This is a genomic window from Winogradskyella maritima (genome assembly GCF_042650215.1).
GTDB classification, from domain to species: domain Bacteria; phylum Bacteroidota; class Bacteroidia; order Flavobacteriales; family Flavobacteriaceae; genus Winogradskyella; species Winogradskyella maritima.
This window is the reverse complement of sequence record NZ_JBHSAT010000022.1, coordinates 170,208-191,672: the sequence shown is the minus strand read 5'-3', so window position 1 is coordinate 191,672 and position 21,465 is coordinate 170,208. Positions and strand designations below refer to the sequence as shown.

19 protein-coding genes are annotated in these 21,465 nt (G+C 37.3%); 7 read left to right on the top strand and 12 right to left on the bottom strand.

Annotated features, from left to right (window positions below):
* Positions 1-146: 146 nt before the first annotated feature.
* On the bottom strand, positions 147-1,265 hold the full coding sequence (locus ACFOSX_RS12800; RefSeq protein ID WP_386101821.1) for a GTP cyclohydrolase: 1,119 nt from the start codon (positions 1,263-1,265) through the stop codon (positions 147-149).
* Between the two features lie 12 nt (positions 1,266-1,277).
* Positions 1,278-2,237, bottom strand: coding sequence for a transporter (locus ACFOSX_RS12795; RefSeq protein WP_386101819.1), 960 nt, complete (start codon positions 2,235-2,237; stop codon positions 1,278-1,280).
* 67 nt (positions 2,238-2,304) lie between these two features.
* Between ACFOSX_RS12795 and ACFOSX_RS12790 the strand changes: the two genes are divergently transcribed.
* The 4 genes from ACFOSX_RS12790 to ACFOSX_RS12775 all read left to right on the top strand — a co-directional run bounded on the left by ACFOSX_RS12790 (position 2,305) and on the right by ACFOSX_RS12775 (position 7,940).
* Positions 2,305-2,637: a DUF4834 family protein gene (locus tag ACFOSX_RS12790; protein WP_386101817.1), complete on the top strand. Its 333-nt coding sequence runs from the start codon at positions 2,305-2,307 to the stop codon at positions 2,635-2,637.
* An 85-nt stretch (positions 2,638-2,722) separates the two neighbouring features.
* Positions 2,723-5,197: a YfhO family protein gene (locus ACFOSX_RS12785; RefSeq protein ID WP_386101814.1), complete on the top strand. Its 2,475-nt coding sequence runs from the start codon at positions 2,723-2,725 to the stop codon at positions 5,195-5,197.
* On the top strand, positions 5,187-6,476 hold the full coding sequence (locus ACFOSX_RS12780; RefSeq protein ID WP_386101811.1) for a glycosyltransferase: 1,290 nt from the start codon (positions 5,187-5,189) through the stop codon (positions 6,474-6,476). The genes ACFOSX_RS12785 and ACFOSX_RS12780 overlap by 11 nt, the downstream gene beginning before the upstream one ends.
* A gap of 9 nt (positions 6,477-6,485) precedes the next feature.
* Positions 6,486-7,940, top strand: a complete 1,455-nt coding sequence (locus ACFOSX_RS12775; RefSeq protein ID WP_386101808.1) for a lipopolysaccharide biosynthesis protein — start codon at positions 6,486-6,488, stop codon at positions 7,938-7,940.
* A gap of 130 nt (positions 7,941-8,070) precedes the next feature.
* Here ACFOSX_RS12775 and ACFOSX_RS12770 read toward each other — a convergent pair whose 3' ends face one another.
* From ACFOSX_RS12770 to ACFOSX_RS12760, 3 genes are all read right to left on the bottom strand, one after another.
* Complete coding sequence (locus ACFOSX_RS12770; RefSeq protein WP_386101805.1) at positions 8,071-8,457, bottom strand: hypothetical protein; 387 nt, start codon at positions 8,455-8,457, stop codon at positions 8,071-8,073.
* 191 nt (positions 8,458-8,648) lie between these two features.
* Entirely contained in the window at positions 8,649-10,142 is a 1,494-nt protein-coding gene (locus tag ACFOSX_RS12765; protein ID WP_386101802.1) for a hypothetical protein, read from the bottom strand.
* 153 nt (positions 10,143-10,295) lie between these two features.
* On the bottom strand, positions 10,296-10,976 hold the full coding sequence (locus ACFOSX_RS12760; RefSeq protein WP_386101799.1) for a hypothetical protein: 681 nt from the start codon (positions 10,974-10,976) through the stop codon (positions 10,296-10,298).
* A gap of 244 nt (positions 10,977-11,220) precedes the next feature.
* Between ACFOSX_RS12760 and ACFOSX_RS12755 the strand changes: the two genes are divergently transcribed.
* Entirely contained in the window at positions 11,221-12,291 is a 1,071-nt protein-coding gene (locus ACFOSX_RS12755; protein ID WP_386101796.1) for a DUF3667 domain-containing protein, read from the top strand.
* On the opposite strand, the gene aroB is transcribed toward ACFOSX_RS12755, so the two are convergent.
* Positions 12,288-13,364, bottom strand: a complete 1,077-nt coding sequence (gene aroB, locus ACFOSX_RS12750; RefSeq protein ID WP_386101793.1) for a 3-dehydroquinate synthase — start codon at positions 13,362-13,364, stop codon at positions 12,288-12,290. The two genes, ACFOSX_RS12755 and aroB, sit on opposite strands and share 4 nt — an antisense overlap.
* Positions 13,365-13,459: 95 nt before the next feature.
* On the opposite strand from aroB, the gene ACFOSX_RS12745 reads away from it, so the two are divergent.
* Entirely contained in the window at positions 13,460-14,635 is a 1,176-nt protein-coding gene (locus ACFOSX_RS12745) for a proline dehydrogenase family protein (RefSeq protein ID WP_386101790.1), read from the top strand.
* Between the two features lie 334 nt (positions 14,636-14,969).
* Here the strand turns inward: ACFOSX_RS12745 and ACFOSX_RS12740 are convergent, their stop codons facing one another.
* Both ACFOSX_RS12740 and ACFOSX_RS12735 read right to left on the bottom strand, forming a co-directional pair.
* Positions 14,970-15,341 (bottom strand): hypothetical protein, encoded by a 372-nt coding sequence (locus ACFOSX_RS12740; RefSeq protein WP_386101787.1) that lies wholly within the window; start codon positions 15,339-15,341, stop codon positions 14,970-14,972.
* 180 nt (positions 15,342-15,521) lie between these two features.
* The gene (locus tag ACFOSX_RS12735; RefSeq protein WP_386101784.1) at positions 15,522-16,715 is read right to left on the bottom strand and encodes an alanine dehydrogenase; all 1,194 of its coding nucleotides are present in this window, start codon (positions 16,713-16,715) and stop codon (positions 15,522-15,524) included.
* Between the two features lie 171 nt (positions 16,716-16,886).
* On the opposite strand from ACFOSX_RS12735, the gene ACFOSX_RS12730 reads away from it, so the two are divergent.
* Positions 16,887-17,552 (top strand): hypothetical protein, encoded by a 666-nt coding sequence (locus ACFOSX_RS12730; RefSeq protein ID WP_386101781.1) that lies wholly within the window; start codon positions 16,887-16,889, stop codon positions 17,550-17,552.
* Positions 17,553-18,297: 745 nt separating this feature from the next.
* On the opposite strand, the gene ACFOSX_RS12725 is transcribed toward ACFOSX_RS12730, so the two are convergent.
* The 4 genes from ACFOSX_RS12725 to porX form a co-directional block, all read right to left on the bottom strand.
* Positions 18,298-18,852 (bottom strand): hypothetical protein, encoded by a 555-nt coding sequence (locus ACFOSX_RS12725; RefSeq protein ID WP_386101778.1) that lies wholly within the window; start codon positions 18,850-18,852, stop codon positions 18,298-18,300.
* Positions 18,794-18,937: a hypothetical protein gene (locus ACFOSX_RS12720; RefSeq protein WP_386101775.1), complete on the bottom strand. Its 144-nt coding sequence runs from the start codon at positions 18,935-18,937 to the stop codon at positions 18,794-18,796. The genes ACFOSX_RS12725 and ACFOSX_RS12720 overlap by 59 nt, the downstream gene beginning before the upstream one ends.
* A 161-nt stretch (positions 18,938-19,098) precedes the next feature.
* Positions 19,099-19,557 carry a tRNA (adenosine(37)-N6)-threonylcarbamoyltransferase complex ATPase subunit type 1 TsaE gene (tsaE, locus tag ACFOSX_RS12715; RefSeq protein WP_386101772.1) on the bottom strand — a complete coding sequence of 153 codons (459 nt, stop codon included), beginning with the start codon at positions 19,555-19,557 and terminating at the stop codon, positions 19,099-19,101.
* Positions 19,558-19,894: 337 nt separating this feature from the next.
* Positions 19,895-21,448 (bottom strand): T9SS response regulator signal transducer PorX, encoded by a 1,554-nt coding sequence (gene porX, locus ACFOSX_RS12710; RefSeq protein WP_386101769.1) that lies wholly within the window; start codon positions 21,446-21,448, stop codon positions 19,895-19,897.
* Positions 21,449-21,465 lie beyond the last annotated feature (17 nt).

Below are 21,465 nucleotides of genomic sequence, written 5' to 3'. Positions count from 1 at the left end.
GTATATGACAGCAGGCGGGCTTGTAATGTTAACAGCCAAACCGTGCATGATTCATAGCCGCTACTATTAACTTCAACCCATTAAGTTTAGCTTTATAAAAAGTGTCAACCTATTTTAAGGCGACTCAGAGATTTATTTAAAAACGCTTACAGGGTTTTCCTAAACGTTTTCCGTCGCTTATATATCTCAGGGCTGAAGTGCTTCCAGATTTTGTGTATGGCTTCATTATCCTCTAATTCTGGCGTACGATAACACATTTGTATCCCTTTTTTGGTGAAGGTTTCGTAATATTCATTAAAAATTACGGCGTGGACACCTTTATTCTGGTATTCCGGGTGAATACCAATAAGGTAGAACACGACATCCTTACTATTCTTTTTCGCATTTAAAATATGTGTAAATCCAAATGGGAAGAGTTTTCCTTTTGCTTTTTGTAAGGCATGAGCAAAGAAGGGCATCACTATCGCAAAGCCAATCAATTTGTCTTCCTTATCAGTTACAAAGTTGATGTATTCAGGATTTACAAATTTGATGAACTTCTCTTTAAAATAGGCTTTTTGGTCATCTGTGATTGCTACAAAGGAGGACAACGAGGAATAGGATTCGTTGAACAAATCAAACATCTGATCGGCATATGGCATCACATCTTCTGTTTTTGTAAAAGTCAACGCTTTTAGTCCATAGCGCCGTTTGATTAATTCCTGCGCTTTCTTAAAGGCTTCTGGTTTGACATTGGCAAACGGAAAACGGCTTTCAGAATAATGTTTTTCTGGCGTAAAACCGTGAGCTTCGTAATGCGCCACATAATAAGGGTGATTGTACCAGGTAATCATCGGTGCGATTTTATCAAAACCTTCGGTCATCACACCAACTTTGTCTAGGTTAGAAAATCCTACTGGGCCTTCTGCATATTCCAAATTATTGGCTCTTCCAATGTCTTCAATCTTTTCCAATAGGGCTTTACTAACCGCTTTGTCGTCTATAAAATCAAACCAGCCAAAACGCATCTTTTTAAGCCCTTGACCTTTAATTTCTAGCCAATTGATAATGGCGGCCACACGACCAACGAGTTTACCGTCTTTATAGGCCAAGAAAAATCGGGCTTCTGCATCCTTAAATATTGGATTCTTGTCTTTATTAAATGTTTCAAGCTCTTGCTTAATGATGGGCGGTACCCAATATGGAGAGTCTTTATAAAGTTGGAAAGGGAACTTAACAAATGCTTTTAAGTCCTTTTTAGAAAGCGCTTCAGTAATTTCAATCATTCAATTCGTCAGTTAGTTGTCGAAATCATTTTGTTTGTTTCGTCTTTTGTTGGCTTGTCGTTTCGCCTCATCTTTAGCATCACCACCATTGTCAATTTTCTTATCCTTGTGAAAATCCAATCGATAAGAAGCACCAAAAGCTAAGCTAAAGACAGATGGTGTGTCTTTAGTGTTGAATGTAATATTGGCATCCAATTGAAAGTCTTTAGACCATAAATATGCCCCACCAAACCGTAAAAGGTTATCCGCGTAAAAATCACTTTTAATGCCTTGGGTTTCGCCAAATATCACCCATTGCGGGCTAAACGAATGTGTCAATGTTAGAATGTATTGGAAATCCGACTGGTCTGTTCCGATTCTATCTTTAATAAAATTAGTTACAAATACCCAACCACCTGCAAAATTGTTCTGTGTTGCAACCATGATTTTCGGGCTAAAGCCCTCAATACCAAAAGCCGTATAGGGATTATCTTTTGTATCAAAATTGGCACCAGCGTAAACAGCTACTGCCGGAATCAATGATTTCCATTTAAACTGTCTATTGGCGTGATAGCTGTAGAGATTTGGTTTTTCCTCTTCGGCATTTTTGTAAGGGTCGTAAACTAAATATTTTGCACCAAGGGTAAAGTTTCTAAAATTGGCTCGTGGGTCTTCCGACGAAGGATTAGAGTTTAGATTGGTAAATGTATCATTCTGATATTCGCCATTAACCAATATTTCAAGCTGTTCAAACAATAAACCATATCTCACAGCGAAATTTATTCCATATCCAGAGACCTCATAATTTAAAGGGGTATGCTCTTCCTTTACTGTAAAAGCGCCCAGTTCTAACTGCGCCACATTGGTTCCTACAGCAAATGCACTTTGCGAAACACCTGGTCTATTAGAGTTGATGACCTCCGTATATTGCGCAAAACTAAATTGACAACAGCACAAAAACAGCAGTATAATAAGGGGGCTTTGAGTCTTCATTTGGTTGTGGTTTGTGTTCAAATATATCATTTTTAAACTTTTTTTAAGGAATAAGAACGGAATATAAATGCAGTTAATTGTATTTTTGAAGTCGTTTAATACACTTATGATTCATACAGCTTCAGTATACGGTTTTGTTAGAACCATCCTTATTATTCTCCTCATTTATTTTGGGGTGAAAATTCTAGCACGACTGTTTGCTCCAATTCTTTTGAAATTTGCGGCCAAAAAAGTCGAAAAACGTTTTGGACAACAGTTTGAAGGCTTCAAACAACAGCAACAGCGCCAACAACAACCAAAAACAAAGGTAGGAGAGACGGTTATTGATAAAGTGCCACAGCAAAAATCTTCAAGTACTAAAAATGTTGGCGAGTATATCGATTACGAAGAAATCGACTAGGTATTTTTAATAACTAAACTTTATTTTCTTAGAACTGCACTATAAATTTGAGTATTTTTCAAGTCTATTGATTTAATTTGAATTTATGGCATTCTCCTTTAAGAAGATTCTTCCGCACCTCTTGGTTGTTCTGGGATTTGTAGTATTATCCTTGGCATATTTTAGTCCGGTTTTAAAAGGCAAAAAGATTTTTCAGAGTGATATTATGCACTACATCGGTATGGCGCAACAGCAGAAAGCGTTTAGTGCTACCGAAAATGAAGAAACCTATTGGACCAACAGCGCATTTGGAGGAATGCCAACCTATCAATTAGGTGCAAAATATCCTCATAATTATATTAAAAAGTTAGATTTAGGTCTTCGATTCTTACCAAGACCTGCGGACTATCTTTTCCTTTATTTTATAGGGTTTTATATACTTCTGCTAAGTTTGAAGGTTGATTATAAGTTATCGGCCCTAGGTGCTCTGGCTTTTGGGTTTTCTACCTATCTCATAATTATACTTGGTGTTGGTCACAACGCTAAAGCACACGCCATTGCTTACATGCCATTAGTGTTGAGTGGTATTATTCTGGTATTCCGACAAAAATATATATTGGGTTTTTTACTCACCATAATTGCGATGGGGCTAGAAATTGTAGCAAATCACTTTCAGATGACCTATTACCTATTGCTTTTGGTATTGGTTCTGGGATTGGCGTATCTCATAGACGCTTATCGAAGAAAGATGCTACCTCATTTCTTTAAATCGATTGGGATTTTAGTTGTCGCCGTCATTATTTCTATTGGATTGAATGCCACAAATATTTTGGCCACACAAGAATATGTAAAGGAAAGTACACGTGGACAAAGTGAGTTGACGATTAACGCCGATGGAAGCCCGAAAGTGCAAACTGATGGATTGAGCCGAGAGTACATTACCGAGTATAGCTACGGATTATTGGAAACCTTCAATTTGTACATTCCAAGATTTATGGGCGGTGGAAGTACTGAGGATGTCGGTAAAGATTCTGAAACCTATAAAGCCTATATCAATCTGGGTGTCTCGCCGATAGACGCTTTAGATGGCTCAAAAAATGCATATACTTATTGGGGCGACCAAACTATTGTTGAAGCGCCGGCATATGTAGGTGCCGTTATATTATTTCTTTTTGTATTGGCTTTGTTTTTGGTAAAAGGGCGTTTAAAATGGTGGCTGGTTGGTGGCACTTTTCTTTCTTGGTTATTATCATTAGGAAAGAATTGGTTTTTTGTAACAAATCCTCAGCCTGATAGTAATCCTATAACTAACTTTTTCATTGATTACGTTCCTCTGTACGACAAGTTTAGAGCGGTGAGCTCTATTCAGGTGCTTTTGGAATTGTGCATACCAGTTCTTGGAATTTTCGCCTTAGTTCGCATTTTCAATGAATTTGAAAAGAACGAAGAAAAACTGAAGGCTCTAAAATACGCTGTAGCGATTACCGCAGGACTGGCCCTTATATTTTTATTATTCGGCTCAAGTCTGTTCGATTTTGTTGGTGCTCGTGACGGACAGCTTCGTGAAATTTACGGGCAACCTTTTGTGGATGCTTTAATTGAAGATCGAAAAAGTCTATTTACCTCCGACAGTATTAGAACTTTGGTTTTAGTGCTATTATCGGCAGGTACTATATTTATGTATCTAAAAGAAAAATGGAATGAAAAAGTAGTCATTCTGGTCTTTGCGGGACTGTTATTGTTTGATTTGGTCGGTGTGAACAGAAATTATGTCAACTCCGATGATTTTGTTTCTGCGAGACAAGTGGATAAACCTTACCAAGCCACAACAGCTGACCAAGAGATTTTAAAAGACGATGGGCATTTTAGAGTTTTGGACGCGTCACCCGAAGGCCGGCAGAAACCAGCAAGAGCGGCCTATTTTCACAATTCGTTAAGCGGGTATCATGCGGCCAAATTAGGTCGATTTGATGAGCTGTTCGATTTTCATATCGCGAAGAACAATGTTGAAGTCCTGAATATGCTCAATACCAAATATGTCATTCTCGGTGATGAATCTGGTAGAACAGCTGCGTCTACTGAGTATTTTCAACCAAATGGCAATGCATGGTATGTTTCAAAATTGAAATCTGCGCCGACAGCAAATGATGAAATTTTGGCTTTAGATAGTTTAAAAACAAAAACGGAAGCTATTATCAATCAAACCGCTTTTGTGGATTATAATCTGGACAGGGATTATGAGGTAGATAGTTTAGCACAAATCAAGCTAATTGAGGCCAAACCCAATTATTTAAAATACGAATCCAATTCTTCCAATAAAGGCTATGCTGTTTTTTCAGAGATTTATTACAGCAACGGATGGATTTCTAAAATTGATGGAAAAGAAGTGCCTCACCAGCGCGTTAACTATGCGTTGCGAGGCATGGAAATTCCGGCAGGTAAGCATACCATAGAATTCAGTTTTGAACCTCAAGTTGTTAAAACAGGAAGCAGTATCGCTTTAGCCAGTTCCATTCTGGTAATGCTGTTGGTTTTAGGTGGTTTGTTTTATTCATTCAGAAACAAAACGAGTGAAGACTAAGGTCCTCATAATAACATACTATTGGCCACCAGCAGGAGGTCCAGGCGTGCAACGTTGGTTGAAATTTGTAAAATATCTCCCTCAGTTTGGTGTTCAGCCCATAGTCTATTGCCCAGAAAACCCTAGCTATCCAATTACCGATAGAAGTTTGTTGGATGAAATCCCTGAAAATACAATTGTAGTTAAGCGACCGATAAAGGAGCCTTATCGTTTGGCGAAATTCTTATCTAAAAAAGATACTTCTAAGATAAGCTCAGGAGTCATTCCAGAGAAGAAAAAACAGTCTTTCATTCAGCGTTTGTTGCTCTATGTGAGAGGAAATTATTTTATACCAGATGCCCGTGTTGGTTGGGTAAAACCGTCTGTGTCTTTTCTTTCAAATTATATAAAAGAAAACGCTATAGATACCATTATTACTACGGGACCACCGCATAGTATGCATTTGATTGGTCTAGGGCTCAAACAGAAATTAGGTGTAAGATGGTTGGCAGATTTCCGTGACCCTTGGACAACCATTGGTTACCACAAAGCCTTAAAACTGTCCAAATCTGCATCTCAAAAGCATCTCAATTTGGAAACCAAAGTATTGCAATCAGCCGACCAATTGATAGTCACAAGCAGAAATACAGCAAAGGAATTTCAAGAGAAAACAGAAGCACCCATTTCAGTAATCACGAATGGTTATGACGAGCATGACGTTTCAAGCCAAGCAAAAGATTCAAAATTTTCATTATCGCATATAGGTTCTTTATTGTCCGAACGTAACCCAGAATTACTATGGCAAAGTCTTTCAGAATTAATCGACGAAGAGCGCGATTTTGCTTCTGACCTTAAACTGAATTTATTTGGTGTGGTCAGCGATGCGGTACTAGATTCAATTATAACATATGGACTTAAAGACTATCTCAAAAATCACGGTTATGTGAATCATGATGAAGCGATAAAAGCCCAATTGTCATCGCAACTGTTGCTCTTAATCGAGATTAATTCCAAAGATACCAAAGCCATCATTCCAGGGAAACTCTTTGAGTATTTACATTCCAAAACACCGATTTTAGCTTTGGGACCTGAGGATTCCGATGTTCAGAAGATTATTCAAGATGCTAAAGCTGGCGCTTATTTTAATTATGAGCAAAAGGATTTTCTAAAAGCCTATTTGGTTCAGCAATATAGAGCTTATAAATCTGGCGGTATTTCTAGCAATACCAGTAATATTGAACAGTACAGCCGAAAGGCACTCACGGAACAATTAGCAGAACTAATCCATCAAAAATCTTAGTTTTGTGCTATGGGTATCGTAATTCGCCAATCATTTAAAAACACCATCAGTACCTATCTTGGTTTTGGTATTGGGGCGATAAATACGCTTTTTCTATACACCTATTTTCTTTCGGACACGTATTATGGTTTGGTAGGCTTTATCCTTTCAACCGCAAATATTATGTTGCCTTTTATGGCATTCGGCGTTCATAATGCGCTGATTAAATTTTATTCAAAATATAAAACGAAGAACAGCCTCAATAGCTTTTTAACGCTGATGCTCTTTCTGCCGTTGCTCATTATAATTCCGACTGGTATTATTGGTGTGTTTTGTTATGAAATGATTGCTTCGGTGCTCGCTTCCGAGAACGCCATTATCTACGATTATGTCTGGTACATTTTTATCGTTGCGATTAGCATGGCTTATTTTGAAGTCTTTTTTGCATGGTCGAAAACCCAACTTAAAACGGTTTATGGCAATACGATGAAGGAAGTCTTTCACCGTGCATGTGTGACGCTTTTATTGGTAGCTGTGTATTTTGATGTCTTGACGGTGCAACAGTTTATAACTGCTCTGGTTTTGGTGTATGTCGCTAGAATGTTATTAATGATGGCCTACGCATTTTCCGTAAGATTGCCGGTTCTGAAATTTTATAAGCTCGACGATTTATCGAGCATTATAAAATACGCCTTGCTGATTATCGTCGCAGGTTCGGTGGCAATGTTTATTCTGGATATCGATAAGTTTATGATAGGGCAGATGCTAAAAATTGAAAATGTGGCCTATTACAATGTGGCTATATTTATTGCAACTGTGATTGCCGTTCCGCACCGTGCTATGCATCAGATTATGATGCCTTTAACAGCTCAATTTTTGAACGGAAATCAAAACGACGATTTAAAGGATTTGTATCAACGTAGTTCTATCAACCTATTGGTGTTGGGCGGTTTAATTTTTCTTCTGATTGTCCTGAACATCAATGAACTTTACGCGCTTTTACAGGAACAGTTTAGAGGTGGTGTCTTTGTTGTTTTTATCATCGGCTTGGCCAAGCTATTTGATAGTAGCTTGGGCAATAACAACGCCATTTTATTCAATAGTGATTACTACAGAATGGTTTTGGTATTTGGTGTTGTTTTAGCGATTATGGCTGTGGTGCTGAATATATTGTTAATTCCTATTTATGGCTTGGAAGGTTCAGCCTTAGCAACGTTTTTGGCATTGGTATTCTACAACATCATAAAGCTGGTTTTTGTAAATAGAAAGTTTCGTATGCAACCGTATTCTAGAAAATCCCTTCAAGTTATTGGAATTATTGGTTTGTTAATCGCGTCTTTTTATTATCTGGAATTCCCATTTCACCCTATCTTAAATATTATTCTAAAGTCGCTTTTACTTGTAGTGATTTATCTTGTGCTGATTTACCGTTTTAATCTTTCGGAAGACTTAAAACTTCAGATGAAGAAATATCTCGAGCTATAATTCTTGTGTTTTTTAAATCTTTGAAAAAACCTTCAGTTCTGGTTATTATAGATCTAAAATGTTCCCTTTACTGCATAACCTAAATAATTCGACTATCTATAATTTTCAAACTTTTTTAATTTGCTGAAACTTAATTCTCTAATTTTTCTAATTCAAGAATTTTAAAACTAATTCCTTTTAATAACCGTGTATCGATTTTTTTTGTCGCAATGGTTGAATAATCAATTTCAAATTTTAGAACAATTTCACCATTTTTAATTGAATAGGTTCCTTTTCCATTTTCCTCTAAAATGTAGCCAATAGTTCCACACATTCTTTTAGTTTCGTTTTTCCGCTTTTCCTTTATTGTATATGGCGAGTATCCTTTGTATGCAGTATACTTAAACTGAAAATGATCTTTAATAGTTATATATTTTAATTTGTCAGAACTCAAGTAAATTCCATTCTCTAGTTTTTCCTGACAGTTAATTGAAAAAGAAAGTATTATGAAACTTAATAGTATTATCAATCTCATCATTTATTAGAGTTTTGTCAAATGTAAATTCAAATTTTTATTTATTTAAGATGGAATGATTCAAAGTTTCGTTTTATGAAGTAAAAGTAGACTTTGAATGAGTTAATCTAATATAGAACAAAAAAATATCCCGACTTGTGCTTTAGGGCGCACACTATCGGGATATTCCACTAACCAACCAAAAAAAAATTATCTTATCCTCTTGAGCGTCTGCTTCTTGAAGATCCTGTCGTCGTATTTTTAGACGATCGTGATGATCTTTGAACGTTAGACGATTTACTCTGTCTCTGTTGTGTCGAACGCTGTTTTACAGCTGGTCGACTGTTTCTCTGCGTAGAACGTTGTTGTACCTGCGGTCTACTAGTTCTCGCTTGTGTAGAACGCTGTCCCACATTTGGTCTACTGCTTCTAGTTTGTGTAGAACGTTGCTTAACAGTTCTCTGGCTATTACTAGCTTGCGTGTTTCTACTTCTAGATTGCGACCTACCTTCATTATAAGTACGAGAATTTGCAGTGTTCGGTTTTCTAACCGTGCTTCTGTTTTGTCCTCTTGTATTATTAGACACAGCAGAACGTTGTTTGGTCACATTTCTACCAGAATTATTTCCAAGAGTTCGGGTGTTACGACCTGATTGTGAACGTACTGTACTATTGTTCTGTCTATTTTGCCCTCTAGTTGCAGTACTGTTTTGACGGGATCTAGTTCCTTCATTATTTCTAGCGATTGCACCAGATCGGTTTCTAGAGCTTTGCGCTCTTGAATTCTCATTCTGTCTTGCGTTGCCTCTCGTTGCAGAACTGTTACGACCCGTAGATCTAGAATTCTGTACACGATCTCTACCAGAACGTTGTGTTGCAGAAGTGTTATAACGTCTTCCCGTATCTGCACTGGCCAATCTATTATTTCGGCTTCTGCTAGTTCTGTTATCGGCAATTCTTGAATAACGTCTTTCCGTACGTCTCTGTATATCTCTATCTCTTTGTGTTCTTGGCGACTGTGCGTAGCGATCAAAATATCTCGCTTCACTTCGGCGTCCTAACTGTGAGTACGCTCTTCTGTTAAAGTCGCGCGAAAAACGATAGTTGTTATAGTAAGGTCTGTAGTATACATGTCTTACCGGTACATAATATTGTCTGTAAGGAATGGTATTCACCAAGCAGAAATTTGCCTGCGGAATAGCATAGAACCTGTGCCAAGGTCTATAAATGTAACCTCTATTGTATACATTGATGAATCCTGTAAAGTGCGAAAATACACGGTTACGGTAAAATACATTTAAGCCTCCAATAACGCTTACACGACCAAAATTGTTGTAGTTGATAAAGATGTCTCCAATTTGTGATACACGTCCGTAGTAGTCATAAAAGATTGGTGTATTTTCAATTTGAATGACTGCTCCAAAACTATCATACTGCACATATGGGTTGTAATCATATCCAGTATTGAAACTAAACGCAAACGGACCAGACTGAATACCAACACTCACGTTAGGCCCAAAAGACTGAGCATAAAAATCGAACTGGCCGTCTGGAAAAACTGAAAACTCAACGCCATCTTCAACAAAGATGAACGAATTTCCGTATCCGCGGTAGTTTGGCGACATGATATCCGCCGTGGTGGTGGTTTCTGCTGTAACAGGTCCTGCCGATAAGAGCAAGCCTGTAATGATTAATAAAATCCGTTTCATTTTTTAAGGTTTTAATTGTTCAAGTAGTTAAAATCAAACAGCGTGCCAAAACTTAATCTACATCGTTTTCGTTCGGAAGTTTGCAAAGCAAAGCCCCTAAATTTGCATTTAGGGGCTTGCACCAATTTAAGTAGATTTAGTTAAGGGCAATCATTAGTCATCATCTCGCTTAAATCTTCGTTGCTTAAGCTTTTTATGCTTCTTCACTTTACCATCTTGTTTAAAATAGTAGAAGTTATCGTCTCTGTCATCATCGAAGCGATCATCGTCATCCCAACCATTCTGTAACTGAATGTTGCAGTGCTGATTATTAAAGTTTACAAATCCTCTAGTATGGATAAGACGTCCTCGTCTGTTATATTGAAGTGTTAAACCTCCAACTTGTCTTAGGTATCCATGTCTGTAACTCATATAGACATTACCGATACGACTTACACGGCCCCATCTGTCATAGTTCACAAAAAAATTCCCCACACGTCTTACGCGACCTAGTCTGTCGTGTGTAATTAATACACCTCTAGATCCAAAATGGCTATTGACGTGTCCTGGGGCACCCAAGGTAACGTTGACTTGACTTCGCCTTGTATTACGAAGAAAGTAAAGTCCTGTTGAACGTCTTGGTGAATTGTAGATTAGATCTGTATTAAAATCAAAGCTACCATCAGCAAAGATTAGGAATTCTACACCACGTTCAACAAACGTTACAGGTTGGGTATAACGATAGCGTGATGTAAGATCTAAATCTTTTTTAAGTGTTGCAGAAGTTTTCTCTGCGCCTGCTACAGAAGTTAATGTTATTAACATTGCTGTAAAAAGTAAAACTATTTTTTTCATAGTATTTAAATTTAGATTGTGCCTACTCGTATTTTAGCTTTTCGGCTTACGCTATTTGCTGATTGAAAAACCAATGACCGTGCCAAGATTGTAAACCATTGATAAACAGTGGTGTTTTCGTTGAATTCTGAATACAGATTTTGAATCTATTTTGAAATAGAATTTAGAATACTCATAATTCAGCTTTATTTCGAAGGACTTAAAATTCAATTTTGTAAATTCGAAAATCATTCAACCAACTCCAATGAGCGATACTAAACCCAAATGCGCCAATTGCGAAAAACCTTTTGAAGAAGGCTTTGAATTCTGCCCGCATTGTGGACAAAAAACCAATGAAGAATTGACCATTGGTGTTTTGTTTTACAATACCATTAGCAATTATTTCTCGTTTGATGCACGTTTCTTGAAGAGTTTTGTGCCATTAATGTTTAAACCAGGGAGTTTGGCCAAACGCTTTTTAGAGGGCAAGCGCTTAATGTATTTGCATCCGGCTCAGATGTACTTATTTGTTTCGGTCATTTTCTTTTTTATACTCTCATTCAGCACCCGGGAATGGGTAGCGGAAGCGAATAAAATTAATTCTGAAGTCATTAGTGCTAAAGCCATTGATTCATCCGCGATTAGGCAACAGGTTTTAGATTCTATTGTCATGGCCTCAGAAGAACGTTTTAAGGGTGTTAATTTAAAGATTAAAGGACTTCCAGAAGTTTCTAATGAGATAGATTCTGTAGTTGCCGATACCAAAAAAAGTCAAAAAAACATGAATGTTATTGGGTATACTTTTAATGAAACCGAAGTAGATTCAATGCTCGCAATTGGGGCTTCAGATGAAGAAATCTATAAGGTTATGGGCCTTAAAAAAGACGACGGATTCTTTAAGCGACGCATATTCGCTACTTCATTAAGTATTATGAAAGGTTCTGGAGCAGGCACATTTATTCAAAAAATGTTTGACACTATTCCAATTTCAATGTTCTTTCTTATGCCTTTATTTGCGTTGCTTTTAAAGGTGTTTTATTTCAATAAAGGGCGCTACGCACATCATTTGGTCTTTAGCTTTTACTTCTTTTCCTTTTTATTCACCGTGTTTAGTATTTTATTCGGAATAAGTTATTTGAAATTTGGTATACCAGACTGGATTTATTGGCTTGCTGTACTCTCAACCTTTATCTATTTTTTAATAGCCGTGCACCGTTTTTACGGACAACACTGGTTATTGAGCTTTATTAAGAGTAGTACCATCACCTTTATTTTCATGTTGATGATTTTGCCTATGGCCTTTGTAGTAATTGCCTTGCTCTCTTTGGTGATTTAAAATAAGGATTGGTAATAATTGAAGGCCTTGTGAATAAGTGTATTTTCAACTTCGCAATCTAATTTGGGTTTCCCGATAGCTTCCAGCAATACAAATTTCACCTTGCCGTGACTGTTCTTTTTGTCGTGCTTCAAAAGGTCAATGATGTAATCGATTTCTTTTTCATTGAAGTTGACACCAGAATAGGTTTTCAAGAATGTAGAACTAATCAGCTCCAAATCGGCTTTCGAAAAATCCAGTAATTCTGAAGATAAATAGGTTTCCAACATCATCCCAATGGCAATGGCTTCACCATGGAGCAAAGTGTCTCTCATATCTGATTCCAAACAATAAGATTCTATAGCATGACCAAGCGTATGACCGAAATTCAATATTTTCCGAAGCCCTTTTTCTGAAGGGTCTTCCGACACCACATTGTTTTTGATTACGACGGACTCGTAAATTAATTGGTCTAAATCGTCGAGCGTCAATTGGCTTAAATCTGAAAGTCTTTCAAAATAACTTCTATCCCTGATTAAACCATGTTTAAGCATTTCAGCATAGCCAGAAACCATTTGATTCTGTGGTAAAGTTGATAAAAATGAGGTGTCAATTAAAACCATATCGCCTTCAGAAATTACGCCGACTTGGTTTTTCAATACGCCTAAATCAACCCCGGTTTTACCACCAACAGAGGCGTCAACCATAGCCAAAAGTGAAGTAGGCACGTTGATGTAGTTGATGCCACGCATGTACGTAGAGGCCACAAATCCGCCCAAATCTGTTACTACGCCACCACCTAAATTAATGAGTAAACTCTGTCGGTCAGCGCCGTACTCCGACATGGCTTCCCAAACACCCATACAGATATCTATGGTCTTGTGTTCCTCGCCGTCAGGCATTTCCATGACCTCAACAGGGATGTCGCCCGAGTTCATGTGACTCAAAAACTGAGGCAGGCAGTCTTCATGCGTGTTCATGTCAACCAATACAAATATCATGGACGGGTTTTTGGTCTGTAGATAGGTTTCTAATTCTTGATAAATTACCGAATTAAAATGAACAACAGACGCTTTAGTTTTTATAGATATCATAAGGAACTAATACGTTTTAAGGTTGTGAAATTACTCAGATTTTGAATAAAACTAACACTATAAATCTATATTTTTGTACCACTAAATTTTAGCCGATGCCGTCGTCTTCCTTATTTGAAAATACTGAAACCGCCTTTAAACTTAAGTCCGATTCTGAATTAGAGCGTGCTTATTTTCTGTTTAAAATGATTTCGCATCAGCCTTTGGTACGTATCGGAACGGCGGCGACCAATTTTGCCCTTAAAGCCAATCTGCCTGTTGAAGGCTTGATTCGTTCTACAGTGTTCGACCATTTTTGCGGTGGCGTTAATGAAGAGGACTGTTTACCTGTGATTGATAAGATGTTTGAGCATGGTGTCAGTTCCGTTTTGGATTATTCTGTAGAAGGGAAGGAGACTGAAGAACAGTTTGATGCGGCGATGGAAAAAACCTTAAAGATTATCCGTTTTTCGGATGACCGAAAGGCGATGCCAATTTCTGTTTTTAAACCTACGGGATTTGGACGTTTTTATCTCTATGAGAAGAAGTCTAAAGGCGAATATTTTACATCTGAAGAGCAGTCGGAATGGGATAGGGTTGTTGAACGTTACCATAAAGTCTGTCAACTCGCCAAAGAGAAAGACGTGGAAGTTTTGATTGATGGCGAAGAAAGCTGGATGCAAACCGCGGCGGATGATTTGGTAGAGGAGATGATGCGTATTTATAATACGGATAAACCGATAGTCTATAATACGCTACAATGCTACCGATGGGACCGCTTGGATTATCTTAAAGGCTTGCATGAGCGGGCAAAGGCCAGCGGATTTAAAATCGGGATGAAGATTGTGCGGGGTGCATACATGGAGAAAGAGCGTGATCGTGCTACGGAAATGGGCTATGAGTCTCCTATCTGTGCGAACAAAAAAGCAACAGATGATAATTTTAATGCATCATTAACGTATATCCTTCAGAATTTGGGCGACATCTCCATCTTCATTGGCACCCATAACGAACACAGTAGTCTGTTGGCACTAAAATATATGGATGACTTCGGTATTGCCAAAGATGATAACAATGTCTGGTTTGGACAATTATACGGCATGAGCGACCACATCAGTTTTAACTTGGCAAAATTGGGCTATAACGTCGCTAAATATGTGCCTTTTGGCCCAGTTAAGGATGTGATGCCTTATTTGATTCGCCGTGCTGAAGAAAATACCTCTGTCGCTGGACAGACCAATAGGGAACTGGAATTGATTAAGACGGAACGAAAACGCAGGAAGGTTGAATAGTTTTTTCCAGATAAATCACTTTATTCAGGCTACACGCTTGAGTACTGGATTAAGAATTTAAGTTACAGAAATTCAAGCCCCAAATCAATTTAAAGAATTGAACGTTAAAATTCAGTAATAAAGAGCGAAGGAATGAAGATGCGAAGCGAAGCTTCAAGCACGTAATTCCGAGAGCGAATGGTGCTTTAGCAATTCCCTATATTTTGACAGTGATTTTTTGGTTCGTTTTGCATCAAGGCAAAATGAACAGAATAAAAATTAATCCTAGTATGTTCAAAAGGATGAAGTTTCAAACTGTTGGCAGCTATGATGCTCGGTTACGCTTAACAATAAATTATTTAAACATCATCTTCAAAACCGTAGCTATAGAATCACAATTTTCAACCTTCAAAATTACAGGAATATCTTTATACGAATTTTCGATATGATAGACCTTACAAGAGTCCCTTTCGGTTTCACTCTCTGAAAAATCCACATCACCGTAGCGTATTAATTGCTTCGCAATGATGGTATCAATGTCTCGATTGTTCATCGTTATTGCTACATCTTCAGAATATTTGAGTGTTTTTGAAGCGATATTTTTTGTGGTTCTGGCATTTGGCCCATAATCACAGGAGGCATCTTTTCCGTTTAAAAAAAACATAAGAATGATGAGTCCTATGGCGAAGCCTCCTAAATAATAGCCTAAGCGGTGTATGAATTTCATATCATATGATAAAGAGACAAAAATAAAACACTATAGAATGGAATCCATAATTTTAAACGAAAGAATAAAATTCTTTTTGAAAAATGTTTCATTCGGAGAGGACAAAGCGAAGAGGAATGTAATAATATTGAATTAGGGATGAGATTTCTCTCTACGATCGAAATGACTTGGTTATTCCAATTAAAAAATAAGCAAATTAGCATCGCTAAAGTCAAGACCGAACCACTCGGCAACTGACCTGTTAGTTAAAATACCATGATAGAGGTAGAGCCCACTTCGCAAGCCCTTATCGAATCGTAAGGTATTTTCAATCCCACCATTTTCGCCTATTTCCAAAAGATAGGGTGTAAAAATATTACTAATGGATACAGATGCTGAACGCGAATAGCGCGCAGGAATATTAGGCACACAGTAATGGGTGACGCCATTGTAATCAAAGGTTGGATGGTCGTGCGTCGTGACTTCACTAGTCTCAAAACAACCGCCCATATCAATACTGACATCGATGACGACAGAGCCACTTTTCATATTATCGACCATGTCTTGCGTAACGACTACTGGCGAACGATTATTCCCTCGAATAGCACCAATCGCGACATCACAGCGTTTTAAGGCTTTCAATAAATTTTTTGGTTGCATGGTAGAGGTATAAATAGTCCGATGGATGTTAGCTTGTAAGCAACGTAGTTTGGTAATGGAATTATCGAACACCTTTACATTGGCACCAAGTCCTAAAGCGGAACGTGTAGCAAACTCACCTACAGTTCCTGCACCTAAAATAACCACTTCCGTTGGTGGTACACCATTGATATTACCCATCATTAAGCCGTTGCCACCGTTGACGTTAGACAGTAATTCCGAAGCAATTAAAATGGAAGCCGTTCCTGCAATCTCACTCAGGGAACGTACTGCGGGGTAGGCACCGTCTTCGTCTTTAATAAATTCGAAAGCAATTGCTGTAATTCGTTTTTTGGCTAAGGCTTCAAAATAGACTTTGTTTTGCGTTTTAAGTTGTAGCGCCGAAATGAGTATGGTTTGTGGATTGATGAGTTTAATCTCATCCATAGAAGGCGGCTCAACTTTCAGTAGAATAGGGCAGGAGAATACTTTTGCGGTATCCTTGGTCACTTCAGCACCAGCCTCACTAAAATCCTTGTCTTTAAAATTAGCACCTTTCCCTGCGCCAGACTCAATCATTACACGGTGACCGTTGGCCGTTAAGGCTGAAACCGCATCTGGTGTTAAACATACACGTTTTTCCTGAAATGAGGTTTCTTTGGGAATCCCAATAAACAAGTCTCCCTTTTTTTTGAGAATCTCAAGAGTTTCTTCCTGTGGCAATAATTGTGCTTTGGTAAATGGCGATTTGCTCATAAGTGATTGGCGATTTAGAAACGCACTGTTGGTTGAATTTTCAAATTACGAATTATTTGGGATTTTGAAATAGAATTGGTAATTATCTATGACTTGATAATTCACTTTTAGTTTAACTTTCATGATTAAATAAAGTTTATCTTAGAATCTGAAATTTAAAAATTATAATTTATGAAATTATTTTTTGCCCCTATAGCATTGCTTTTTATTATTCAACTCAATGCGCAGGATTTGAATTATTTAGATATTGAAAATCGAAAAGGACAAGTCTTTTTTAAAATTGGTACGGAGTATAGAATAACACCTTTGCCATACGATGCTGAAACTGTTTACCCCGTGCAAGTTGATAAGCAAAATTCTGGTCTTGCATTTTCAGGGGCTTTAGATTATTTTATATCAAAAAACTTGAGCTTGGGGTTTGGTAATTCAATTAGATACGATTATCTCGGTGGCTTTAATTCATCTCCTAATGGTGATTTTGATATTCAGACTTCCAATAGAGGTTTAATATTTGGTTTTCATTTATATGTGGATTATAATTTCAAAATTTTTAAAGAGAGTGAAATATATTTACGAGTCGGTAGATCATTATTAAATAGAGGTACTCAATTAGACATTAAAGAAACTTTTTTTGATAATGACGGTAATGAGCTGTTTACATCATTTGGTGTAACAGATGCATCTTATGAACCTTGGAATTTTGGATTGGGATGGAAAAAGCGAAAAATAGAACTGCTTGCAGGGATTTACACTTCTAATATTACTGAGTATTTCTTGGTTAATGAGTCATTCGTCGTGCCGTATTTAAAATTTAGCTATAATTTAGGTCGTCTATGATACTATTAATGCTTGTGTTTTGTAATTCTCTTTTGTTTAGCCAATCATCTGATAGTATTTTGGTGAGCAGAGGTTTATTTTAGAAAACACTGAGCTACAGTATTCAAATAGATTCTTCATTTCAACTACAAACGGGAATGTATTTATATTTTAGAGGTGATTATAATACGTTGAACATTCCGGTTTCACTAAAATTTAAACCTTCTAATTGCGACTACTTTTATTCCTTCGGTAGTCAAATTTCTACAATTTCAAATTCAAATAATTTAGAGTTGTCAACTGACGATTTTCAGACATTTAATTTTTATCTATATGGTGAAACCAGGTATAAATTCAAGTCAGGCATTCAAACGTTTTTATCCTTACAGAATGAAATTTATAAAACTGGTAATTATAAGAATTTAAATAGTTTACAAAATAAGCCTCTTAATTTCTACTTTGGAATAAAATTTTAAACCTCAAAAAAGCGTTTTTCATTTTTTGTACAATGAATTTCACCTTTGCACTTATATTCGCTCTCGCTTTAGTGTTGACTTTATTACTTGTTGTCAACGAAATCTTCAATTACAAACTCCTTAAACACCAATTTTTTCAATTCCCCAAGCGTAAACTCGCACGTATCGGATTTTATTTATGTGCCATTGCAGTTTTGACCTTTGCCATACTCAATAGGTTAGAGCTTTGGGGATTTTAAAGCAAAAAGCCAAGAGGTATCTCTTGGCTTTCTTTATAGCTGAAGTTGGTTTTAAAAATACTGTTTGATTTTTCCCCAAATAGAATCGGGTTTTATCATAAACTCTTCCTCCAATTCCTCTAAAGTTTTATCAGCATAATTAATTTTATTAAACATTTTTGCCCTGATGAGATAGATCGAAGGAATTATGACTGCCATAAAGGGTAAAAGCCATATAATGTGAAGCTCATCCATAAAACGTACATCATAATTTAGAGCGCTTACACATTGAAATGAGAACATGGCTATTGGAATTAACAAAACATGATACCACCAATGGCGACAAGTAAAAAACCATATTAATGAAAGTAATAGTGGAATGACTTTCATCATTAATACCCAGATGCCTACATTCGCGCTTCCATATTCGGCACTTTCATAGACTCCAAACCAGGTATGCCAACGTTCAGCGTCGGGAACGTATTCATATATATAAAACAAAAAGGGAGTCGCTGCAATAAAAGTTGCAACAATACTCCCAATTAAAATCTTTCGATTATAAGTACTCTTATCCGTGTGTAGGGATTTTGAGTTTTCTCTTATCGACTTTGTTAATTGCTTGCTCATTTAAATCAATGATGTTAGTTGCTGAAACAGTAAATAACATTCCACCGAAAATGGCAATGGCTAAAATTAATTTTTTGCTTTTCATAATTCAAGGGATTAATTAATTAATACTACAAATGTAAAGGGTCGCTAAGCCTTCATAAAATGAAGCAATGTTAAAATCCGATGAATTTTGAAGTTTCAATTACGGTTTTTCCGTAATAGGCTATCTCGGTAATTAGAATGTCCACTAGGAAATCCTAGTGTTTACGGGCTGTTTTCGGCATATAGTTCGGTTAATGTATTAGTACTTATAGTTAATTTGAGGGTTCTTGTTTTATCATCATTTATAGCAATATCTATAGTATGATAGGTGTCTGGCAACAACTCTTCAATGCGGTCTGGCCATTCCATAAATAGCCAAGCATCACTATCTAAATAGTCTTCAATGCCAAAATCATAGGCTTCGTCTATGCTTTCAATGCGATAAAAATCGAAATGAAAAAGCCTGTCATTGGGTAATTGGTATTCATTGACAATAGAAAACGTAGGGCTTGATACATCATCATTAGAGCCCAAAGCGTTTACCAAGGCTTTAATCATGGTGGTTTTCCCCGAGCCCATCGCTCCATTGAACAACACGGTTTTGGTTTTAAACTGTGTTATCAGCTGACGAGCTACCTGCTCTAAGTCTTCTAATCGATATGTATATGTTGCGGTTATCAATCGAATACTGAATTAATTACAGGGCAATTATAACTAGAAAAAATGGAAAATCCTAGAAAAAAGTGTATTTCGTCGGATTTTTATGCTTTTTATGGAATTTTGTTGTGTTGTTATGAAGCGCAGAGCGATGTAGTCATCTTTCTAATTTTAACTCTAATTAAGCAGATTGCCACATCACGCTCTAGCGTGATTCGCAATGACGGTGTAATTATGGTATATAGTATGTGACGTCTAAGTGAGCGTTCCTCCCCTTGGGGGAGGCTAGGTGGGGCTCCCGAGTAAGAGTTCCTCCCCTTAGGGGGTCCCGACGCTTCGGGAAGGTGGGGCTTTGGCTTTTCTACTTCGGCTCCATAACCACAAAAGGAATTATCATCTCCTCCAAAGACACACCGCCATGCTGGTACGTATTCCTATAATAACTCACATAATGGTTGAAGTTATTCGGGTAGGCCAAGAACAAATCACCTTTAGCAAATATGAATGAACTACTCATACTTAATGCCGGTAAATGGATATCCTTTGGGTCTTTAATGGCATAAACATCCCGGTCTTCATAAGTTAAGCTACGCCCGGTTTTATAACGCAGGTTAAGGCTCGTGTCTCTATCACCAATAACTTTGGTTGGCGATTTTACATTAATAGTACCGTGGTCGGTAGTTAAAATCAATTTAAAACCGAGTTGCTGTGATAATTGAATCATTTCCAGCAAGGGTGAATTTTTAAACCAACTCACCGTCAAGGAACGATAGGCCTTATCATTAGACGCTAATTCCTTAACGACTTCCATTTCCGTTTTGGAGTGTGAGAGCATATCCACAAAATTGTAGACGATTACATTAAGGTCGTTGTTCTTCAAACTTCTGAAATTCTCAACGAGCTTTTTACCGTTTCGTAGGTTGGTGATTTTATGGTATTCATAATCGATATGATGTAATCCCAAACGCTTTAACTGCGCTTTCAGAAAATCATCTTCGTGCATGTTTTTTCCGCCTTCATCGGTATCATTCTTCCAAAACTGTGGAAATAACTTTTCCATGTCCGATGGCATCAATCCTGAAAAAATAGCATTGCGCGCATACTGTGTCGCGGTTGGGAGGATACTATAGAAAGAGGTTTCTGACTGTTTTTTATAATAATTATTGACGATGGGCTCAAAGGCTTTCCATTGGTCGTAACGTAAATTATCTATAACAATGAGTACGGTCGGTTGTTTGTCGCTTAATTCTGGCACCACCTTTTCTTTAAACAATTGGTGCGACATCAATGGCGCATCTGCACCCGGCGAGAACCAATCCGTATAATTTTTCTCAATAAACTTCCCGAATTGTAGATTGGCTTCCACCTTTTGGGATTCCAAAATTTCCGTCATGCCTACATCTTCAATATCTTCAAGCTGAAGTTCCCAGAATATCAATTTCTGATATAAGTCCGCCCACTCTTCATAAGTATTGACCATAGACAAATCCATGGCTATTTTTCGGAATTCCTGCTGGTAATTAGAGGTGGTTTTTTCGGACACTAATCGAGAATGGTCCAAATTCTTCTTCAGACTTAATAATATCTGATTCGGGTTAACGGGTTTAATCAAATAATCCGCAATCTTACTGCCAATGGCTTCTTCCATGATGTATTCCTCTTCGCTCTTGGTAATCATTACCACAGGAAGATTGGCACGGCGTTCCTTAATTTCATTCAAGGTTTCCAAACCTGTAAGTCCGGGCATGTTTTCGTCTAGAAAAACAATATCAAAATTGGTGTCGTCTAAAATTTCTAAAGCCTCGGTACCACTTTGGCAGGTGGTTACTTTATACTGTTTTTGTTCCAGAAAAATAATGTGAGGTTTCAATAAATCTATTTCATCATCGACCCAAAGGATATTGATTTCGTTCATGTATATTTGTTTATGTC

Bases quoted from the DNA above. Each gene is read 5' to 3' on its own strand.
- ACFOSX_RS12790 (WP_386101817.1), top strand. From the start codon at position 2,305: ATGCAGTTAATTGTATTTTTGAAGTCGTTTAATACACTTATGATTCAT.
- ACFOSX_RS12800 (WP_386101821.1), bottom strand. From the start codon at position 1,265: ATGATTGAAATTACTGAAGCGCTTTCTAAAAAGGACTTAAAAGCATTT.
- ACFOSX_RS12740 (WP_386101787.1), bottom strand. From the start codon at position 15,341: ATGAAATTCATACACCGCTTAGGCTATTATTTAGGAGGCTTCGCCATA.
- ACFOSX_RS12725 (WP_386101778.1), bottom strand. From the start codon at position 18,852: ATGAGCAAGCAATTAACAAAGTCGATAAGAGAAAACTCAAAATCCCTA.
- ACFOSX_RS12770 (WP_386101805.1), bottom strand. From the start codon at position 8,457: ATGATGAGATTGATAATACTATTAAGTTTCATAATACTTTCTTTTTCA.
- ACFOSX_RS12795 (WP_386101819.1), bottom strand. From the start codon at position 2,237: ATGAAGACTCAAAGCCCCCTTATTATACTGCTGTTTTTGTGCTGTTGT.
- ACFOSX_RS12760 (WP_386101799.1), bottom strand. From the start codon at position 10,976: ATGAAAAAAATAGTTTTACTTTTTACAGCAATGTTAATAACATTAACT.
- ACFOSX_RS12745 (WP_386101790.1), top strand. From the start codon at position 13,460: ATGCCGTCGTCTTCCTTATTTGAAAATACTGAAACCGCCTTTAAACTT.
- ACFOSX_RS12775 (WP_386101808.1), top strand. From the start codon at position 6,486: ATGGGTATCGTAATTCGCCAATCATTTAAAAACACCATCAGTACCTAT.
- aroB (WP_386101793.1), bottom strand. From the start codon at position 13,364: ATGATATCTATAAAAACTAAAGCGTCTGTTGTTCATTTTAATTCGGTA.
- ACFOSX_RS12735 (WP_386101784.1), bottom strand. From the start codon at position 16,715: ATGAGCAAATCGCCATTTACCAAAGCACAATTATTGCCACAGGAAGAA.
- ACFOSX_RS12730 (WP_386101781.1), top strand. From the start codon at position 16,887: ATGAAATTATTTTTTGCCCCTATAGCATTGCTTTTTATTATTCAACTC.
- ACFOSX_RS12765 (WP_386101802.1), bottom strand. From the start codon at position 10,142: ATGAAACGGATTTTATTAATCATTACAGGCTTGCTCTTATCGGCAGGA.
- ACFOSX_RS12785 (WP_386101814.1), top strand. From the start codon at position 2,723: ATGGCATTCTCCTTTAAGAAGATTCTTCCGCACCTCTTGGTTGTTCTG.
- ACFOSX_RS12720 (WP_386101775.1), bottom strand. From the start codon at position 18,937: ATGAAAAGCAAAAAATTAATTTTAGCCATTGCCATTTTCGGTGGAATG.
- porX (WP_386101769.1), bottom strand. From the start codon at position 21,448: ATGAACGAAATCAATATCCTTTGGGTCGATGATGAAATAGATTTATTG.
- ACFOSX_RS12755 (WP_386101796.1), top strand. From the start codon at position 11,221: ATGAGCGATACTAAACCCAAATGCGCCAATTGCGAAAAACCTTTTGAA.